The following is a 16,956-nucleotide window of genomic DNA, read 5'->3' as shown; positions in this document are numbered from 1 at the left end:
AGCGACCGCCTCGGCAAGGGCGGGACTTGGCAGCGCGGGGCGGGGGCGCGAAGATGCTCCCGCATGTCGGCCTATGTCGTGTCGCGCCCTGTGTGGCGGCGGTTTCGCCCGCGTTTCCTGGCTCGCGCTGCTGCGCACGTGCGGGCCGGCGGGCACGCGGCCATCGTGCTGCCGGACGAGCGGATCGATCTCCTCCTCTCGGTCGACGCGCAGGGCAAGCTCACGGAGCTCGGGCTGTGGTCGCTCCTGTCGATCGAGCAGCAGCGCTTCCGGCGGGTGGCCGAGGGCCCGGCGCAGGGGCTCGCGACGGCGCGGGTGAAGCGGCAGTACGAGGGCTCGGTGCTCGACTGGTGCGAGCGCGACAGCGTGCACGCCGGGGCGATCCGCGAGGTGGCGCTCGACTGCCTGGCGTGCGGCGCCTGCTGCCACGACGCGAACGTGGTGCTCGACGACGTGGACCTCTCGCGGTGGCGGGAGGCCGGGCGGGGCGACCTCACGGGGCGCGCGTACGTGCGGCGGGCGCGGGACGGGAAGATCACGCTGCGCTTCGCCGCGAGCGGCCGCTGCCAGCACCTCTGCGACGACAGGCGCTGCGCGATCTACGAGATCCGGCCGGACAACTGCCGCGCCTTCGTCGTGGGGAGCGAGGCGTGCCTGTCGGCGCGCGAGGAGACGCTCGGGATCCGGGACGGGGCGGCGCTGGGCTAGGCGCGCGGCCCCTCACGGGAGCGGCGCGCAGCCGGGGTAGAGGGCGTTGAAGTCGTCCCTCGTGAGGTACACCGTGATGACCTCGGGGTACTTGAACAGGCCACCGGACCAGCCGTCCGGACCGCTCGCCTCGGTGTAGCAGTCCTCGACGAAATCCGCCGAGGTGTTCTCGCACGTCTGCAGCTCGGGCTGCGCCAGGTCGCGGCAGGGGCCGGCGAAGGAGAGCGCGCAGCCCTCGCTCGCGCCGCAGGACCGCCAGGGCACCTCGGCGCTCGGGTTCCCGCCGCACTGCGCCTCGACCGCGGCGCCCGCGCACGCGTACATGCCGTGATCCGGGCCGCTGCCGAACAGGTTGCCGTAGAACGCCGCCTCCTGCGCGCTGTACTGCGCCCGCTCGGTCGTGGTCGTCCCGAGCGCCGCGTGCTCGCCGCGCAGCGAGATGGGCACCTCGATACCGTAGCCGTTGACGTGGGCGAGCAGGCACGCGCTCACCCAGCGCTGGCCGACGGGGTCGAGCGGCTCCGAGCGCCAGTCCGGCGCGACGCCGATGGCGCCGGGGAAGGTGTAGGTCACGCCGCCGTGCGCGCCGCTGAGGCTCTCGCCCTCGGGCAGGGCGCACCGGATCACGTAGGTGAGCAGCTCGCGGCCCTCGGGGGTCTCGATGAGCTCCGTGGAGGAGAGAGCCGCGCCGCTCGGCGAGAGCCCGCCCGCGGACAGGCCGTTCATGGAGAGGCGGTTCATCGAGAGGCGGTTCATCGAGAGGCGGTTCATCGAGGTGAGCGCCTCTCCCGTCGACCCCGGATGCGCCTCGGCGGGCTCGCCCTCGAGCGCCTCCGCGAGGCAGCCGGTCTGCGCGACACCCGCGGCGATCGCGGCGATGAGGATGAGCAGGTCATGCGTGCGTGACATCGATCGCTCCTGGGGCCGAATGCCGCGAGCTGACGGGGGTCTCAGGGGATCACGGCGAGGCGTCTCGACCAGCGGACGATCGCTCGTGGCTCACCCCGAGCCGCCCGGGAGCTGCGCGGGTGTGTGAGACCCGGAAGCTGCCCCGAGGCACGGCGATTCTGCCGATGTCGGGCACTGCAACGTCCAGGCCGTGAGGGCGATCTCGCACGGACCGCGATCCTCCGGGCAGGCTCGGCCGTCGCGCGTCCGCGCGACGATCCCGGGGGAGGGCGCTGGATGGTGCAGCTGGCCACATGGGGCGATTTGTCGCGGGCTCGCGCGCGCGATCGCGGGCTCGCGCGCGGGATGGGGCAAGCCGTGGGTTGCCGGCCTTCGCGGGCGGGTGCTCTCCGAGCGCGACGTCCCGCCGCGCTCCGCGTCCCACGTGGTGGGAGGATCGCGGGCGGGTGGCGCGATGCGCGCGCGGCGGCGAGGGGGCGCGCTCTCTGGTACGTAGGCGTCGAGAGGCGCCAGACGATGCAGAAGACCGAGGGTGAGCTCGCGCGAGGGCCGGAGGAGGCGGGGGTCGCCCCCGGTGCAGCGCGCGACGTCGTCGAGGGGGCGAGGGGGCGGACCGCCGCCGCGCGGGTCCGGGCGCAGCGCGCCGCCTGTCTCCTGATCTTCCTCGCCAACGGCTTCTGCATGGGCACCTGGGTGACGCGCATCCCCGACTTCAAGCGCGCGCTCTCGCTGAGCGAGGCGACGCTCGGCAACGTGCTGCTCGCGCCGGCGCTCGGCGCGTTTGTCGGAATGCCGCTCGCCGGGTGGCTCGTCGCGCACCTGGGGAGCCGGGTCGTGGCGGTGTCCGCCGGCGCGGCGTTCGCGATCAGCCTGTTCGGGCCGGGGCTCGCGCGGACGCCGGTCGAGCTGTTCCTCGTGCTCACGTTCTTCGGCGTGTCGAACGGCGTGATGGACGTGTCGATGAACGCCAACGCCGCCGAGGTGGAGGAGGCGTGGGGGCGGCCGATCATGTCGTCGTTCCACGCGCTGTACAGCGCCGGGGGGCTCGCGGGCGCGGCGGCCGGCGGGGCGCTGGCGCACGTCGGGGTGGCGCCCGCCGCGCACCTCTCCCTCGCCGCGGTGGCGGCGCTGCTCCTCGTCGGGCTGCTCTCGCCCTGGGTGCGGCCCGGCGTCCCCGCGCCGGAGCCGCCGAAGAACCCGTTCGCGCTGCCGCCCCGCGCGATGTGGCCGCTCTGCGCGATCGCGTTCCTGTGCATGTTCGGCGAGGGCGCGATGGCCGACTGGAGCGCGGTGTACCTCCGCGAGACGCTCGGCACGACGGCGGCCTTCGCGGCGACGGGGTTCGCGGCCTTCTCGGTGGCGATGGCGGCGGGCCGCTTCCTCGGCGACGGGGTGAGCAGCCGGCTGGGCCCGGTCGCGGTGGTGCGCGGCGGGGCCGTCCTCGTGACGGTGGGGCTCGCCGCGGCGCTGGTGATCGGCCGACCGATCGCCGGCCTGTTCGGGTTCGCGTGCGTGGGGCTCGGGCTGTCGTGCGTCATCCCCACGGTCTTCAGCGCGGCGGCGCGCTCCGGGCCCACGGGGACCTCGATCGCGGCTGTCGCGACGTTCGGCTACCTGGCGTTCCTCGGTGGGCCGCCGGTGGTCGGCCACATCGCCGCGGCCACGAGCCTGCCGTTCGCGCTGTCGCTCATCGTGGTCGGGGCGATCGCGATCGTGGTGCTCGCCGGGGCCGCGGGCGGTCCGGCGAAGGCGGCGCAGGGGGAGGAGAGCGTGGCGGGCGAGGGCGTGGAGACGTGAGCGGCGGTGGGGGAGGAGACGGTTTTCAACCATCCCAGAAGCTTGCCGTCGTCCATCCGCCTGTCTCTCCATCGAGGTTCCGGATGCCCTCGGCCTCGATCGCGTGAACGAGCTCCTCGGTGGTCCCGTCGTCGCCGGAGACGGCGACTTTCATCGTGCCCCAGCGTTCTCGTGCCCATGTCACGACGGGGATCAGCTCGCTGGAGCCTCGAGCCCGGACATCGACGACAGGAATGCCGCATGTCGGACTTGACTCCCAGATGGCGTACGATGCAGAGACATACAACCTCGACCGAGCATCGCTGCACTCGGGGACGAGTGGCACATTCAAGTGCTCGGGGAGCTCGCCCCACGCTTTGAGCGGGATCGTCAGGAGCGCGCTGGCATGCCCCATCGCGTCCAGATCGGCGTTGAACGCGAGCCGCTCCAGCCACGAGATCACGCTCCCACCCACGAACTCGAAATGCCCGTAGGCCGCGTCGCAGGACCACATCGCGCCGGTCGCATCGCACAGGTACGACTCGAACTCCGGTCCTCCTCCGAGGCAGATCATGTCGAGATCTCCCCACCGGTAGAAGGGCCACTCGCCTCGGGCGAGCTTCGGGGCGCCACGGGCGACCGCGACGGCTGTCGGCGCTGCTCTCCGCGCGGCATCAGGGAGGTCCTCGATGCGCCAGAGCCCCAGCCACATGTTCCCCTCGCCAGGTCGCAGGAGCAGCGTCCGCCCGAGGAGGAGCAGCTCTTCCGGAGCGCCGGCCATCGCCGCGGGAGGCGGTGCAGCGGGGAGAGCTATCGCATGACGGCGGAAGTATTCCCGCAGGCGGACACTGCCGAGCGCCGGTGGATGACGACGAATCCGCTCGAGGCGCGTCGGCGTCGCTTCGACCGTCTCCATCATGAGACCGCGGAACATTCGCTGCTGTCGGATCAGAGCCCGCCCAGCGATCGAGACGACCACCTCATCGTCGCCGGTACCGCGATGCAGTTGCTCCAATCGCCCTTGGTTGGACTGTTGCTCTATATCGCTGACGAAGATGGGGCGCGCATCCGGTGCCGGCATGCTCGCGCAGAAGCCCAGCGCGTTGCATCGCTCCAGGAGCCGTGCTGCACCGTCGACGGATCGCGCGAGGAAATGAGAATCCCAGCACAGGATCTCACCGTCGCCAAAAGCATTGTTCACGGCGTCGACCGCGCCCAGACCGAGCGCCAGCGCGAGATCTCGGCCCCAGCGCCTCGGGAGCGCCGGGAGCGCGTCCTTGCACACGAGCACCGGAATCCACGAACGATACTGCTGTCGTAGCACGAGCAGCTCGACACAGGCCCGCCACGAGATGGTCGAGCCCAGATCCGCTGTCTCCCATGCACCGTCAGAACGTTCGTTCAAGCGGACCCTTGTATGTCCTCTGCCCCAGAGGCAATAGCCGCGCTGGCACTCGTCCGTCGGAGCGTCGATCGTGGCCGGATATCCCAGCGTGGTGCCATCGAGGACAGGCATGCCTCGCCGACCCGTCAGCTCGTAGAGCTCGTCGTCGAGCTCACGCGTGGGTGACAGGTCCGCCAGCGGCGTGCGCGGCACCACGGGAGCTGCGCGAAGTGCATCGAGCGCGCGGTCGGACCAAGGTGTCGTCAGAGCGTTTGCCATCTGCCCTCGTGGTAGTGCCACTTCTCTAGAGCGTCGGTTGGATGCTTCGATGGATCTCTGTAATCTTCCCTGAAGGCTTCCCCCACTCGGAAGGAGAGACTGCTGAGGTGCCCCCGGCCGGCATTTTCGGCATTTTCTTGATCAGGCCATGTTCGGGATCGTTGGGGTCGAGCCCTGGCCGCCGCCCTTGCCGTCGGCTCCTTGCCCGCCCCCGCCGCCGCGGCCTCCGCGCTCCCCGCCGCCTCCTCCGCTGCCCCCGCCGCCGAGGATCCACGTCCCGGGGTTCATGCCAGGGATGGCCGGGATGTTCGGAACCGGAGCCGTGCGCGCCATGGGACGAGGGGCGCCGGCGGCCACGCGCGGCATCAATTTGCAGCACGTTGCCGTCTCGCAGGCGAGGAAGGTGTGCCAAGACGACCTTGGTCTGTGCCAATCGAGGGGGGTCCGGCACTGGCTCAACCGCAATGCATTGCGACACACCGGGGTCCGGACCCCCCCAGAACGCTCCGCCTAGCGTCATTTTAGGCAAGATTGTGCCAAAAAACACTCTGCATTGTGCGGTTGTGCGCCATTTGCCTCCGGAAAGCGTCTGATTTTGTGCCAGAAGGGGGGTCCGGACCCCTCCAGACCGCAATGCACAGCGCTGGCGTGCGGTCGAGACCCCTCCGGGACCGCACTGCACAGCGCCGGCGCGGGGTCGGGACCCCCTCCGAACCGCACGTCGTATCGTCCAAGTCCGTCCTCCCAGCGCGCTCCAGGGTCGTGACGCCGTCGCCTGGACTGGCTTGCGGTAGTTCCGCCGGATCGCGAGACTCGCAGCGTGGACGGCATCGACCCGAACAACCCCGTGGTGCGGCTCTGCGCCGAGGGCATGCAGGCCGAAGCCGAGGGACGGAACGAGGACGCCCGGGCCCTGTTCGAGCAAGCATGGGCCGCGCGCACCGACGATTACGAGGCGTGCATCGCCGCCCACTATGTCGCCCGCCACCAGGGGAGCGAGCAGGAAACGCTCGCGTGGAACCAGGAAGCCTTGCGCCGGGCCGACGCCGTGGGCGGCGACCGGGTGCGCGGCTTCTATCCGTCGCTCCTCCTCAACCTGGGGCACTCGCACGAGGTGCTCGGCGACACGGCCGAGGCGCGCGCCTGCTACGAGCGCGCGGTGGCGCTGCTCCACGAGCTCCCCGCGGGGCCGTACGGCGACATGGTCAGGAGCGCCGTGAAGCGCGCCCGCGGGCGGGTCGAGTAGCCCGCGCCCTTCCGCCCCGTGCGCTCACGGCGCCGGGGCGCTCTCCTGGGTCGGTGCGCCCTCCGGCGCCGGCGCATCCATCGCGCAGCGGAAGCCGATCCACGCGTGCGCGGTCACCGGCGCCGCGGCCGTGCGGTGCGTGGCCGAGAGCTTCTCCGGCCCGTCCAGGAAGCTCCCGCCCCGCACCACCTTGAGCGGGAACGACGGGTCTCCCTGCGGGTTCTCGCCGCCGGGCGGCGGAAAGACGAGCCCGTCCGACACCCACTCGGACACGTTGCCGGCGAGATCGTAGACGCCCTCCGGGGTGCGATCGCTCGGGTGGGCGCCCGACGCGCAGGTCGCGACCTCGGTGCCACGCGCGAGGCAGCCCTCGTTGCGGTCGTAGCAGGCGCGCTCGCACGTCGGCGCGTCGTCGCCCCAGACGTAGGCCCGCCCCGCCGCGCCGCGCGCCGCGACCTCCCACTCCGCCTCCGTGGGCAGCCGGCGGCCCCGGAAGCGGCAGTAGCTCTCGGCCTGGGAGTAGTCGACGCAGTTGATCGGGTGCCCGGTCGCGTTGCGCGGCTCGTTGCAGCGCCGCGACCACAGCTCGGCCTCCTTCTGGTCCTCGGACGCCGCCGGCGCCTGCGCGCCCGGCAGGAGCTCGGGCGTCAGCGAGACGTGATCCGCGGCCCCGCACATGCGCTGCTGCATGCAGGCGCGGTAGGCGCGGACGGTCACCTCGTTGCGATCGATGTAGAACCCGCGGGTGAGCGTCACCTGGCGCGCTTCGCCCGCGGCGCCGATCGTGGTCGTGAGCGGCCCGATGAAGACCATGTCGGCCGGCGGCGCCGGCGGCGCGGCGGGCGCGGCGGCCGACGCCTCGGTCGCGGCGCTCTCCGCCGGCGCGGCGGTGGCGACCGCCGTCGCCGCGCCCGCGGGGGCCGTCGCCACGGCGCGCCCGGTGGACGGCGCCTTCGCGGTGGCGCGCGCGGCCGGGGACTGCGCCGGCTTCTTGCTGCCGGGCGACTGCGTCAGGAAGTACGCCGCCGCGCCGGCGCCGCCGAGCAGGAGCGTCGCGAGGAACCAGGGAAGCGCCGCGCGCACGGGGCTGCGGCCGCGCTGCGGCGGGGCGACGGGCGGCGCGGCGTGCGGGGGGCCGCCAGCCGGGTGCGGGCCGGCGCCGGGCGGGGCGGCGTGCGGCGGGCCGCCGGTCGGGTGCGAACCGCCGGCGGGGTGCGGGCCGGCGCCGGGCGGCGGGGGCGGCGGGCGAGCCCCGGGGTATCCGGCGGGCGCGACCGTCTCGATCATGGAGTCGTCGACCTGCGCGGTCCGGTTGCCGCCCGTCGCCAGCGCGCCGGCGGCGTAAGCCGCGCCGGACGCCGCTGCCGCGCCGCCCGTGGCGCCGGCCGCACCGCCCGTGGCGCCGCCCGCGCCGCCCGTCGGCGGCCCGCCCGCGCCGTGGCTCACCTTGACCACGGCGGGCCGCGCCGGGGCGGGCGCGCGCGCGTCGGCGAGCATCGTCGGCTCGACCGGCAGGCCGGCGTGCCCCGCCGCCGCGCCGAGCCCGCGCGCGGCCGCGTACTCCGCGGTCGACAGGCCGCCCGCGTGCTCCGCGCCGGGGACGTCGAGCCTCGGGCCCGACCCGGCGCGCTCGCCGAGGGCCGCGGCGGAGAGCGCGTCCCAGAACTCGCCCGCGCTCGTGAAGCGGTGCTTCGGCTCGATGGAGAGCGCCTTGTCGAGCACGCGCTCGATCGCCTCCGGCGCGTCCGACAGGCCGCGCGCGCGCAGCGTCGGGCGCACCGCCGGGTCGGCCGAGGCGATGTAGAGCTGCGTGGGGTCGTCCCCCTCGAGCGCGCGCCTGCCGCTCACGAGCTCGACGAAGATGAGCGCGAGCGCGAACACGTCGGTCCAGGGGCCGGTCGCGCCGCGGGCCTTGTTGAACTGCTCGGGCGCCCCGTAGCGCGGCGTGAACGCGCTCGGCCCCTGCCGGGTCGCCGCGAGCGCCTCGGTGAACGTGGGGTGGTCGGCCAGCACCTTGGCGATGCCGAAGTCGAGCACCTTCAGCGTCCGCACCCCGCCGACGTCCGTGAGAAACAGGTTGGCCGGCTTCACGTCCCGGTGCGCGACCTTGTGCGCGTGCGCGACGGCGAGCGCGCGCGCGGCCGGCGAGAGCAGCTGGATCGCCTCGGCGATCGACATGCCGAGCTCGCCCCGGTCGCGCCGGTCCCGGAGGTATTGCCCGAGCGTCTGGCCCTCCAGCCACTCCAGCACGAGGTAGGGCACCCACACGCCGGCCGGGGTCGTGAACGCGCCGACGTCGAGCGCCTGCACGATGCCCGAGGTGGCCCGCGACAGCCGGTGCAGGATCCGCCCCTCGCCCCGCAGCGTCTCGAGCAGGGCGTCGCGCTGCGCGGCGTCGAGCGAGGTCGGCAGCTTCAGGCACTTGATGGCGATGAGCTCGCCGAAACCCTCGTGGATCCCGCGGTAGACCACCCCGAACCCGCCGTCGCCGATGACGGCGGCGACGCGGTACTTCCCCTCGATGGTCTGGCCCGCGAGGCCGAAAGGATCGTCGGAGGGCTCCGCCATGCCCCGCTCCTAGCGCGGAGCCGCTCGCAGGCAAAGGGGCTTCAGCGCCGCGCACGCCCGCCCGCGTCGGTTGGCGCTGGTTGACGCCCGTTTGCGCCCGCTGGCGTCGGTTTGCGCCCGCTTGCGCCCGCCTGCGCCCGTGGGCGCCCTCTCGTGCTCGTTTGCGTGTTTTTGCGTGTTTGCGTCCGCTCCGGTTCGTTGGTGCTGCTTGCATCCGGCGGCCGGCGGGGCCATGGCGGTCTTCATGAAGGCACCGCGCGCGCTCGTGATCCTGGCCGAGGGAGCTGAGGAGATGGAAACCACCATCATCGTCGATGTCCTCCGGCGCGCCGAGGTCGAGGTCGTCCTCGCCGGGCTCGACGGGCCGGGGCCGGTGCGCTGCAGCCGCGGGGTGCGCCTCGTGCCGGACGCGGATCTCTCGGCGGTGGCGGGCGACTTCGACGTCGTGGTCCTCCCGGGCGGCAAGGGCGGGGCCGACCGGCTGGCCTCCTCGCCGGCCGTGGGGGAGCGCCTGCACGCGCAGGCGCACGCGGGCCGCATCGTCGCGGCGATCTGCGCGGCGCCGATCGCGCTCGCGGCGCACGGGCTCTTCCAGGGCAGGACGATGACGTGCCACCCGTCCGTGAACGACGTGGTGTCGGCGCACGGCGCGCTCGTCGCGAGCCCGGTGGTCGAGGACGGGCAGCTCGTGACCAGCCAGGGGCCCGGCACCGCGATGGCGTTCGCGCTCGCGCTCGTCGAGCGCCTCCGCGGCCGGGAGGTCGCGGCCAAGGTGCGGGCGCCGATGATGCTGCCGTCCTGAGCGCGCGCGGCCCTCCGAGGAGGCAAAGCCGGCCACGACGAAGTCAGGAGGCGGCGACTAGGCCGCCTGCAAGTGCTCGATCAGGATCTTCACGCCAAGGCCGATGAGCACGACGCCCCCCGCGACGTCGAGCCGCTTGCCGAGCATCGCTCCGAACCGCCTGCCGGCGAAGAGGCCTATCGCGCTGAGGACCGCCGTCGTGATCCCGATGGTGACCAGGGAGAGCGCGAGCGGCGCATTCAACATCGGAAGCGTGATGCCGATCGCGAGCGCATCGATGCTCGTCGCGATGGCGAGCACGAACATCACCTTTAAGGCGAACAGGTCCTTCGGCGCCTCGTCGTCTTCGTCAGCGCTGGACCGCGCCTCCCACAGCATCTTGCCGCCGATGGCCCCGAGGAGCCCGAAGGCGATCCAGTGATCCCACGCCTGGACCAGGGGCCCGACACGTGAACCGAGGAGCCACCCGATCAAGGGCATGAGCGCCTGAAACCCGCCGAAGAAACCGGCGACGAGCGCGACGTGCCGGGCGCGAATCGCGGGGACCGCCAGCCCCCGCGCGGCCGAGACCGCCGTTGCATCCATGGCCAGGCCGATAGCGAGCATCAGAATCGCGCCGAAGCTCACGACGCCACCGCCGGCCCTCCGGAGAGGAATCTCGAGGATTCGCGCATGCGTCCGTCGAGGGCACCTCGCGCCGCGGTCACCGTCCGGAGAACCTCTGCACAGCCGAGGTCGCCATCGGGCGCCCGCCCCACGGCCCCCAGCCCATCGCGCGTGCGCCGCGCGCGAGCCATGAGCCTCTTCGTGTTCTCGATCGTGTGCACCCGGAGAGCGTAGGGGACCGTGCCACGTGTCACAAGCGGGCAGGGGCCTGCTCGGCTCGGGGCGTCCGCGCGGCTCATGCAGATTCCTGAGCCGTGAAGGGCGGCTCACGTGTGCTATCCGCCGTGGCCACGCCAGCGCTCACCTCCACCCGCTTCGATCCCTCCCGGCGCCTGGCCATGCCCTTCGCTGGCCGGACCGCCGCCCGGTTGAACTAGAATGGCGGCCAGCCGGCGCTTCAGATCGTGCGCCAGCGGCGGCGCCGGGGAGGAAGAATGCGATGCGAGCGATGGTCATCCCCGCCTTCGGCGGGCCCGAGCTGTTCGAGCTGCGTGAGGTAGAGCGGCCCTCGCCCGGACCGGGCGAGGTCCTGGTGCGCGTCGTCGCGTCGGGCACGAACCCGGTCGACGCGAAGATCCGGGCCGCCGGGAGCTGGGCGCAGATCGCGCCGCCGGTGGTCCTCGGCTACGACGTCTCCGGGGTCGTCGAGGCGGTCGGCCCGGGCGTCCGCGGCTTCGCCCCCGGCGACGAGGTCTTCTACACGCCGGAGATCTTCGGCAACCCGTCGGGGAGCTACGCCGAGTACAACGTGGCGCCCGCGTCGATCGTCGCCAGGAAGCCGCGCGGCATGTCGCACGTCGAGGCGGCCGCCATCCCGCTCGCGGGCGGCACCGCGTGGGAGGCGATCGTGCGCCGGCTCGCGGTGAAGCCCGGCGAGACGGTGCTCGTCCACGGCGGCGCGGGCGGCGTCGGCTCGTTCGCCGTGCAGTTCGCCCGCGCCTCGGGCGCCCGCGTGCTCGCCTCCGCGGGCGCGGCGAACCAGGAGACCCTGCGCGGGCTCGGCGTCGATCGCCCCATCGACTACACGTCCGAGGACCCGGCCGAGGTCGCCCTGCAGGAGACCGGCGGCGCCGGCGTCGATGCGGTCTTCGACACCGTGGGCGGAGACCTCGTCGCGAAGAGCCTGCGCGCGACGCGCCCGGGCGGCCGGCTCGCCTGCGTCCTCGCGCCGCAGGGCGACCTCTCCGCGCTCTACGTCAAGAACCAGACGCTCCACGGCATCTTCCTCACCCGGGAGGCCGCGCGCCTCCGCGAGATGACGCCGCTCTTCGAGCGAGGGCTCGCGTTCCCCGTCGTCTCCGGGGTGCTGCCGCTCGAGCAGGTCGCCGAGGCGCACCGGCGCCTCGACTCGGGCCACGGCGCCGGCAAGCTGATCCTCTCGATCGCCAAGGGCTGAGCCGCCCGCGCCGAGCCGCCCGCGCCGACGACCGAGCCGCCCGCCCGGCATCCCGGGTCGTCCCCATCGGTCGGGTCGTTTGCAGGACCACAAGCGCGCACAGATGGCCTTATACTGCGCCGCGTGCTGCCGCTGCTCGCCCTGACCGTCGTCGTCGTGCTGTGCCTTGGCTACCGCTTCTACGGGAGGCTTGTCGCGCGCAACTACGCGCTCGACGACGCCGCGGTGACGCCCGCGGTCAAGGTGAACGACGGCGAGGACTACGTGCCCACGAAGCCGTTCTACCTCTTCGGCCAGCACTTCAGCGCCATCGCCGCCGCGGGGCCGATCGCCGGCCCGATCCTCGCCGGCCAGGCGTTCGGGTGGCTCCCGTGCGTGCTCTGGATCGCGCTCGGCGTCGTGTTCATCGGCGCGGTGCACGACTTCTCCGCGCTCATCGCGAGCGTCCGCCACGGGGCCGAGAGCGTCGCCGAGATCGCGAAGCGGCACATCGGCCGGCGCGCCTGGCTGTCGATGATGATCTTCATCTGGCTCGCGCTCTCCTACGTGATCGTCGCTTTCACGGACATCACGGCGAGCACCTTCGTCGGCAAGACCGAGGAGTTCGAGGGCGGCACGTTCCAGTTCAACCCCGGCGGCGCCGTCGCGGCGGCGAGCGCCGCCTACCTCGGCCTCTCCCTCGTCATGGGCGTGGTCGAGCGGTACCTCAAGCCGCCGCTCTGGCTCACCACGCTGATCTTCGTCCCCGCGACGCTCGGCGTCGTCTGGCTCGGCACGAAGATCTCGACCGTGTTCGTGCTGCCGGTCGACAACCCGCAGCGCGCGTTCGGCCTCATCATCCTCGTCTACTGCTTCGTGGCCTCGCTCCTGCCGGTCTGGCTGCTCCTCCAGCCGCGCGGCTACCTGGGCGGGTTCATCCTCTACGTGGCGCTCGCGGTCGGCGTGATCGGGATCTTCTTCGGGAACCTCCGGTACCCGGGGGAGTTCGAGCTGCGGCAGCCCGCGTTCACCTCGTGGAACGCCGGCGGCGCGACCGGCATGCTCTTCCCGTTCCTGTTCGTCACCATCGCCTGCGGCGCCTGCTCCGGCTTCCACGGGCTCGTCTGCTCGGGGACGACGTCGAAGCAGATCTCGAAGGAGACGCACACCCACCCGGTGGGCTACGGCGCGATGCTGGCCGAGGCGTTCGTCGCGCTGATCGCGCTCGCGACGCTGGTCATCGTGGCGCAGGGCACGAAGCTGCCCGGGCCGGGCAAGATCTACGGCGACGGGATCGGCAGGTTCCTCACGGTGATCATCGGCAAGGAGCACTTCCTCTTCGCCGCGACGTTCGGCGCGATGGCGTTCTCCACCTTCGTGTTCGACACGCTGGACGTCTCGACGCGCCTCAGCCGCTACATCCTCGAGGAGCTGTTCAACTGGAAGGGGAGGGTGCTGTCCGCGGCGGCGACCGCGCTCTCGCTGGCGCCGCCGACGCTGTTCATCATGACCGCGCGCCCGCCCGCGCCCGGCGTGCGGCCCGCGTACCTCGACTTCTGGACGCTGTTCGGCACGAGCAACCAGCTGCTCGCGGCGCTAACCCTCCTCGCGGTCACGGTCTGGCTGCACCGCGAGAAGCGGCGCATCTGGTACACGGCGATCCCGATGGTGTTCGTCATGGCGATCACGGTGTGGGCCCTCGTCCTGCAGGTGCGGACCGCGCTCGTCGCCGTGAAGAACGAGGGGTTCGCGCTGAACGCGACGACGATGAACGGCCTCGTGGGGCTCGCGCTGATCGGGCTCGCGCTGTCGCTGATGGTCGAGGCGGTGAAGGCGATGAAGAACGGCCCGGCCGCCGAGCCGGTGCCCGGCCCGGCGCGCTGAGGGGGCGGCTCCGCCGGGCGCCGGGCGGGGCGCGCTCCGCCGGGCGCGCCGCGCGTCAGCTCGCCGCGGCGCGACCGCGCAGGCGCTGCTCGGCCAGCCGCTCGGCGGCGAGCGCCGGCGGCGCGCCGTCGGCCGCCGCCATCTCGAGCACGCGGAGGACCGTGTCGTAGATCGCGTGGACGCGCCGCTCGACCTCGGCGCGGGGCCAGCCGAAGAGGTCCGCGCCGCCGCTCAGCACGCCGCCCGCGTTGGCCACGACGTCGGGCACGTAGAGGACGCCGCGCGCCGCGAGCGCCTCGCCGTGGCGCGGGTCGAGGAGCTGGTTGTTGGCGGCGCCGGCGACGATCTCCGCCCTGAGCTCCCGGACGGCGCGGTCGTCGAGGACGCCGCCGAGCGCGCAGGGGGCGAAGATGTCGGCCTGGGCCGAGGCGATCGCGTCCGGCGGCACGACCGTGGCCCCGAGCTCGGCGGCGACGTGGCGGGCGCGATCCGGCGCGACGTCCGCGACGAGGAGCCGCGCGCCGGCCCGGTGGAGCTCCGCCGCGAGCCGGCCGCCGACGCTGCCGCAGCCCTGGAGCGCGACGGTCCGGCCCGCGAGGTCGTCGCTGCCCCAGCGGTGGCGTGCCGCGGCCTGGATCGCGCGGAGCACGCCGCGCGCGGTCCACGGCGACGGGTCGCCCCCCTCGCTGGCGAGGCCCTTGACGTGGCGCGTCTCGCGCCGGATGAGCTCCATGTCCGCGGGGGTGGTGCCCACGTCCTCGCCGGTGACGAACCTGCCGCCGAGGCGCTCGATGAAGCGCCCGTGCGCGCGGAAGAGCCGCTCCCGGTCGAGCGGCCCCGCGCCGCGGAGGATGACCGCCTTGCCGCCGCCGACGTCCATCCCGGCGAGGGCGTTCTTGTACGTCATGCCGCGCGACAGGCGCAGCGCGTCCACCAGGGCTTCCTCGTCGCTCGCGTAGGCGAGCAGCCGGGTGCCGCCGAGCGCCGGGCCCAGCGCGGTGCTGTGGATCGCGATGATCGCGCGGTAGCCCGCGGGCTCGTCCGCGCAGAACACCACCTGCTCGTGGCCCATGGCGGCGAGGGTGTCGAACACGCTCTTCATGGCGCGCCGAGCGTACCACCGCGGGGCGCGCCGGGGGCGCTCGGGCGCCGCCCGCCCTCCAGGTCCGAAAAGCGCCAGTGGCGCGGCGGCGCCCGCGCTACGACGCTCCGCATGCGGCTCGACGAGGAGGCTTGCTATCGCGCGCTCGAGACCCGCGACCGTCGCTTCGACGGTCGCTTCTTCACGGGCGTGCTGTCGACGGGCATCTACTGCCGCCCGATCTGCCCGGCGCGGACGCCGAAGCGGGAGCGCTGCGTCTTCTTCCCCTCGGCGGCGGCGGCGCAGGAGGCCGGCTACCGCCCGTGCCTGCGCTGCCGCCCCGAGGCGTCGCCCGGGACGCCCGCGTGGCTGGGCACCTCGGCGCTCGTCTCGCGGGCGCTCCGGCTCATCGCCGAGGGCGCGCTCGACGACGCGGACGCCCCGGCGCTCGCGGCGCGGCTCGGCGTGGGCGAGCGCCACCTCCGGCGGCTCTTCCTGCGGCACGTCGGCGCCTCCCCGCTCGCCGTGGCGCAGACGCGGCGCCTGCTCTTCGCGAAGAAGCTCCTCGACGAGACGGCGCTCTCGATGACCGAGGTGGCGCTCTCGTCGGGGTTCTCGAGCGTCCGCCGCTTCAACGACGCGATCCGCGCCACCTACGCGCGCACGCCGCGCGAGCTGCGGACGGCCGCCTCGAAGCGGGGCGGGGGCGCGGCGGGCGGCGCGCCGGACATCGCGCTCCGCCTCCCGTTCCGCCCGCCGCTCGACTGGGGCGCGCTCGCGGGCTTCCTCGCGGCGCGCGCGATCCCCGGCGTGGAGTCGGCGGACCCCGGCGCGTACCGCCGCGCCGTGCGCGTGGCCGGCGGGCACGGCGTCGTCGAGGTGCGCCCGGCGCCCGGCGAGCCTCACCTCCTCGCGCGGCTGCGGCTGCCCGGCACCGAGGGGCTCATCCACTGCGCGGAGCGCCTGCGGCGGCTCTTCGACCTCGGCGCCGATCCCGACGCGATCGCCGCGCACCTCCGGGCCGACCCGCGGCTCGCCCCCCTGGTCGCGGCGACGCCGGGCGTGCGGGTGCCGGGCGCGTGGGACGGCTTCGAGCTCGCGGTGCGGGCGATCCTGGGCCAGCAGGTGAGCGTCCGGGCCGCGACGCAGCTCGCGGGCCGCCTGGTCGCGCGGCACGGCGAGCCGCTCGCGGTGCGCGGCGGCCTGCCCGAGGGCGCCGAGGGGCTCCGCTTCGTCTTTCCGTCGCCCGAGGCGCTGGCCGCGGCCGATCTGACGGATCTCGGCCTGCCGCGCGCGCGCGCCGCGACGATCACCGCGCTGGCGGCGCGCGTGGCCCGCGGCGAGGTCGCGCTCGACGCCTCGCGCGGCCTGGACGAGACCGTGCGCGCGCTCTGCGCGGTGCCGGGCATCGGCGCGTGGACCGCGCACTACATCGCGATGCGGGCGCTGCGCGAGCCGGACGCGTTCCCGGCCACGGATCTCGGCCTGCGGCGCGCGCTCGGCGGCGTCTCCGGCGCGGATCTCCTGGCGATGGCGGAGGCGTGGCGGCCGTGGCGCGCCTACGCGGCGATGCTCTTGTGGACGGCGGACGCGCAGGGAGCGCGGCCCGCGGAGAGGGAGGTGTCGGATGGATCTCTTGCTGGATGAGGTCGAGTCGCCGCTCGGGGCCATGCTCCTCGCGGCCGGCGGCGGCGCGGTCCACGCGCTCGAGTTCGCGGATTGCGCGCCGCGCCTCCGCGCCTCGCTGGAGGCGCGCTACGGCGCGGTCACGCTGCGCAGCGCCGCGGATCCGTACGGCTTCTCCGGCCGGCTGAGGGCCTACTGGCGCGGCGACCTCGGCGCGCTCTCGGGCATGCCGGTCGAGCCCGGCGGCACGCCGTTTCAGCGCCGCGTCTGGGCGGAGGTGCAGCGCATTCCCCCCGGCGCGACGCGCTCCTACGGCGAGGTCGCGGCGCTGCTCGGCCAGCCGTCGGCGTCGCGCGCGGTGGGCCTGGCGAACGGCAGGAACCCGGTCTGCCTGATCATCCCCTGCCACCGCGTCGTGGGCGCCCGCGGCGACCTCACCGGCTACGCGGGCGGCCTCGAACGAAAGCGGTGGCTGCTGGCGCACGAGGCCGCCGCGCCTGCGCGCCTCGGCCGCGTCGACGGCGCAGCGCGCGCGGACGCGGGGGAGCGCCCGGCGGCTGGACGATTGTGAAACGAGATAAGGTCATTGGCGTAACTCAGGTGCTTCCCTGAATACGAGACCTCATGAGACGGGGAGTTGCCGCGTTCGTCG

At 73.8% G+C, this 16,956-nt stretch carries 14 protein-coding genes; 8 read left to right on the top strand and 6 right to left on the bottom strand.

Going from position 1 to position 16,956, the window contains the following annotated elements:
* Positions 1–63 precede the first annotated feature (63 nt).
* Positions 64–708, top strand: coding sequence for a YkgJ family cysteine cluster protein (locus tag WME83_RS37480; protein WP_437314499.1), 645 nt, complete (start codon positions 64–66; stop codon positions 706–708).
* 12 nt (positions 709–720) lie between these two features.
* On the opposite strand, the gene WME83_RS37475 is transcribed toward WME83_RS37480, so the two are convergent.
* Entirely contained in the window at positions 721–1,617 is an 897-nt protein-coding gene (locus WME83_RS37475; RefSeq protein WP_437314498.1) for a hypothetical protein, read from the bottom strand.
* Between the two features lie 516 nt (positions 1,618–2,133).
* Between WME83_RS37475 and WME83_RS37470 the strand changes: the two genes are divergently transcribed.
* Positions 2,134–3,414, top strand: a complete 1,281-nt coding sequence (locus WME83_RS37470; protein ID WP_437314497.1) for an MFS transporter — start codon at positions 2,134–2,136, stop codon at positions 3,412–3,414.
* 25 nt (positions 3,415–3,439) lie between these two features.
* Here the strand turns inward: WME83_RS37470 and WME83_RS37465 are convergent, their stop codons facing one another.
* Both WME83_RS37465 and WME83_RS37460 read right to left on the bottom strand, forming a co-directional pair.
* Positions 3,440–5,056: a hypothetical protein gene (locus tag WME83_RS37465; RefSeq protein ID WP_437314496.1), complete on the bottom strand. Its 1,617-nt coding sequence runs from the start codon at positions 5,054–5,056 to the stop codon at positions 3,440–3,442.
* Positions 5,057–5,197: 141 nt separating this feature from the next.
* On the bottom strand, positions 5,198–5,344 hold the full coding sequence (locus tag WME83_RS37460) for a hypothetical protein (RefSeq protein WP_437314495.1): 147 nt from the start codon (positions 5,342–5,344) through the stop codon (positions 5,198–5,200).
* A gap of 532 nt (positions 5,345–5,876) precedes the next feature.
* Here WME83_RS37460 and WME83_RS37455 point away from each other — a divergent pair.
* A complete protein-coding gene (locus WME83_RS37455; protein WP_437314494.1) occupies positions 5,877–6,302 on the top strand; it encodes a tetratricopeptide repeat protein in 426 nt (141 codons plus the stop codon).
* A gap of 24 nt (positions 6,303–6,326) precedes the next feature.
* Here WME83_RS37455 and WME83_RS37450 read toward each other — a convergent pair whose 3' ends face one another.
* Entirely contained in the window at positions 6,327–8,870 is a 2,544-nt protein-coding gene (locus WME83_RS37450) for an SUMF1/EgtB/PvdO family nonheme iron enzyme (RefSeq protein ID WP_437314493.1), read from the bottom strand.
* Positions 8,871–9,114: 244 nt separating this feature from the next.
* On the opposite strand from WME83_RS37450, the gene WME83_RS37445 reads away from it, so the two are divergent.
* Positions 9,115–9,672 (top strand): DJ-1 family glyoxalase III, encoded by a 558-nt coding sequence (locus tag WME83_RS37445; protein ID WP_437314492.1) that lies wholly within the window; start codon positions 9,115–9,117, stop codon positions 9,670–9,672.
* Positions 9,673–9,729: 57 nt separating this feature from the next.
* Here the strand turns inward: WME83_RS37445 and WME83_RS37440 are convergent, their stop codons facing one another.
* Positions 9,730–10,299, bottom strand: coding sequence for a manganese efflux pump MntP (locus tag WME83_RS37440; protein ID WP_437314491.1), 570 nt, complete (start codon positions 10,297–10,299; stop codon positions 9,730–9,732).
* 478 nt (positions 10,300–10,777) lie between these two features.
* On the opposite strand from WME83_RS37440, the gene WME83_RS37435 reads away from it, so the two are divergent.
* Both WME83_RS37435 and WME83_RS37430 read left to right on the top strand, forming a co-directional pair.
* Entirely contained in the window at positions 10,778–11,734 is a 957-nt protein-coding gene (locus WME83_RS37435; RefSeq protein ID WP_437314490.1) for a zinc-dependent alcohol dehydrogenase family protein, read from the top strand.
* A 123-nt stretch (positions 11,735–11,857) separates the two neighbouring features.
* Positions 11,858–13,597 carry a carbon starvation CstA family protein gene (locus WME83_RS37430; protein WP_437314489.1) on the top strand — a complete coding sequence of 580 codons (1,740 nt, stop codon included), beginning with the start codon at positions 11,858–11,860 and terminating at the stop codon, positions 13,595–13,597.
* Between the two features lie 55 nt (positions 13,598–13,652).
* Here the strand turns inward: WME83_RS37430 and WME83_RS37425 are convergent, their stop codons facing one another.
* The gene (locus WME83_RS37425) at positions 13,653–14,699 is read right to left on the bottom strand and encodes a Leu/Phe/Val dehydrogenase (RefSeq protein WP_437314488.1); all 1,047 of its coding nucleotides are present in this window, start codon (positions 14,697–14,699) and stop codon (positions 13,653–13,655) included.
* 111 nt (positions 14,700–14,810) lie between these two features.
* Between WME83_RS37425 and WME83_RS37420 the strand changes: the two genes are divergently transcribed.
* Together WME83_RS37420 and WME83_RS37415 are read left to right on the top strand one after the other, a co-directional pair.
* Entirely contained in the window at positions 14,811–16,325 is a 1,515-nt protein-coding gene (locus WME83_RS37420) for an AlkA N-terminal domain-containing protein (protein WP_437314487.1), read from the top strand.
* Positions 16,306–16,875, top strand: a complete 570-nt coding sequence (locus WME83_RS37415) for a methylated-DNA--[protein]-cysteine S-methyltransferase (RefSeq protein ID WP_437314486.1) — start codon at positions 16,306–16,308, stop codon at positions 16,873–16,875. The genes WME83_RS37420 and WME83_RS37415 overlap by 20 nt, the downstream gene beginning before the upstream one ends.
* Positions 16,876–16,956: the final 81 nt, after the last annotated feature.

The organism is Sorangium sp. So ce385 (assembly GCF_051474135.1).
GTDB classification, from domain to species: domain Bacteria; phylum Myxococcota_A; class Polyangia; order Polyangiales; family Polyangiaceae; genus Sorangium; species Sorangium cellulosum_D.
Note: the sequence above shows the minus strand (reverse complement) of the source record. Positions and strands in the feature narration are given on the sequence as shown.

What these genes read in the sequence shown, in the direction of transcription:
- WME83_RS37470 (WP_437314497.1), top strand. Translation starts at nt 2,134, where the DNA reads ATGCAGAAGACCGAGGGTGAGCTCGCGCGAGGGCCGGAGGAGGCGGGG.
- WME83_RS37450 (WP_437314493.1), bottom strand. Translation starts at nt 8,870, where the DNA reads ATGGCGGAGCCCTCCGACGATCCTTTCGGCCTCGCGGGCCAGACCATC.
- WME83_RS37435 (WP_437314490.1), top strand. Translation starts at nt 10,778, where the DNA reads ATGCGAGCGATGGTCATCCCCGCCTTCGGCGGGCCCGAGCTGTTCGAG.
- WME83_RS37480 (WP_437314499.1), top strand. Translation starts at nt 64, where the DNA reads ATGTCGGCCTATGTCGTGTCGCGCCCTGTGTGGCGGCGGTTTCGCCCG.
- WME83_RS37475 (WP_437314498.1), bottom strand. Translation starts at nt 1,617, where the DNA reads ATGTCACGCACGCATGACCTGCTCATCCTCATCGCCGCGATCGCCGCG.
- WME83_RS37460 (WP_437314495.1), bottom strand. Translation starts at nt 5,344, where the DNA reads ATGAACCCCGGGACGTGGATCCTCGGCGGCGGGGGCAGCGGAGGAGGC.
- WME83_RS37465 (WP_437314496.1), bottom strand. Translation starts at nt 5,056, where the DNA reads ATGGCAAACGCTCTGACGACACCTTGGTCCGACCGCGCGCTCGATGCA.
- WME83_RS37425 (WP_437314488.1), bottom strand. Translation starts at nt 14,699, where the DNA reads ATGAAGAGCGTGTTCGACACCCTCGCCGCCATGGGCCACGAGCAGGTG.
- WME83_RS37445 (WP_437314492.1), top strand. Translation starts at nt 9,115, where the DNA reads ATGAAGGCACCGCGCGCGCTCGTGATCCTGGCCGAGGGAGCTGAGGAG.
- WME83_RS37415 (WP_437314486.1), top strand. Translation starts at nt 16,306, where the DNA reads ATGGATCTCTTGCTGGATGAGGTCGAGTCGCCGCTCGGGGCCATGCTC.
- WME83_RS37420 (WP_437314487.1), top strand. Translation starts at nt 14,811, where the DNA reads ATGCGGCTCGACGAGGAGGCTTGCTATCGCGCGCTCGAGACCCGCGAC.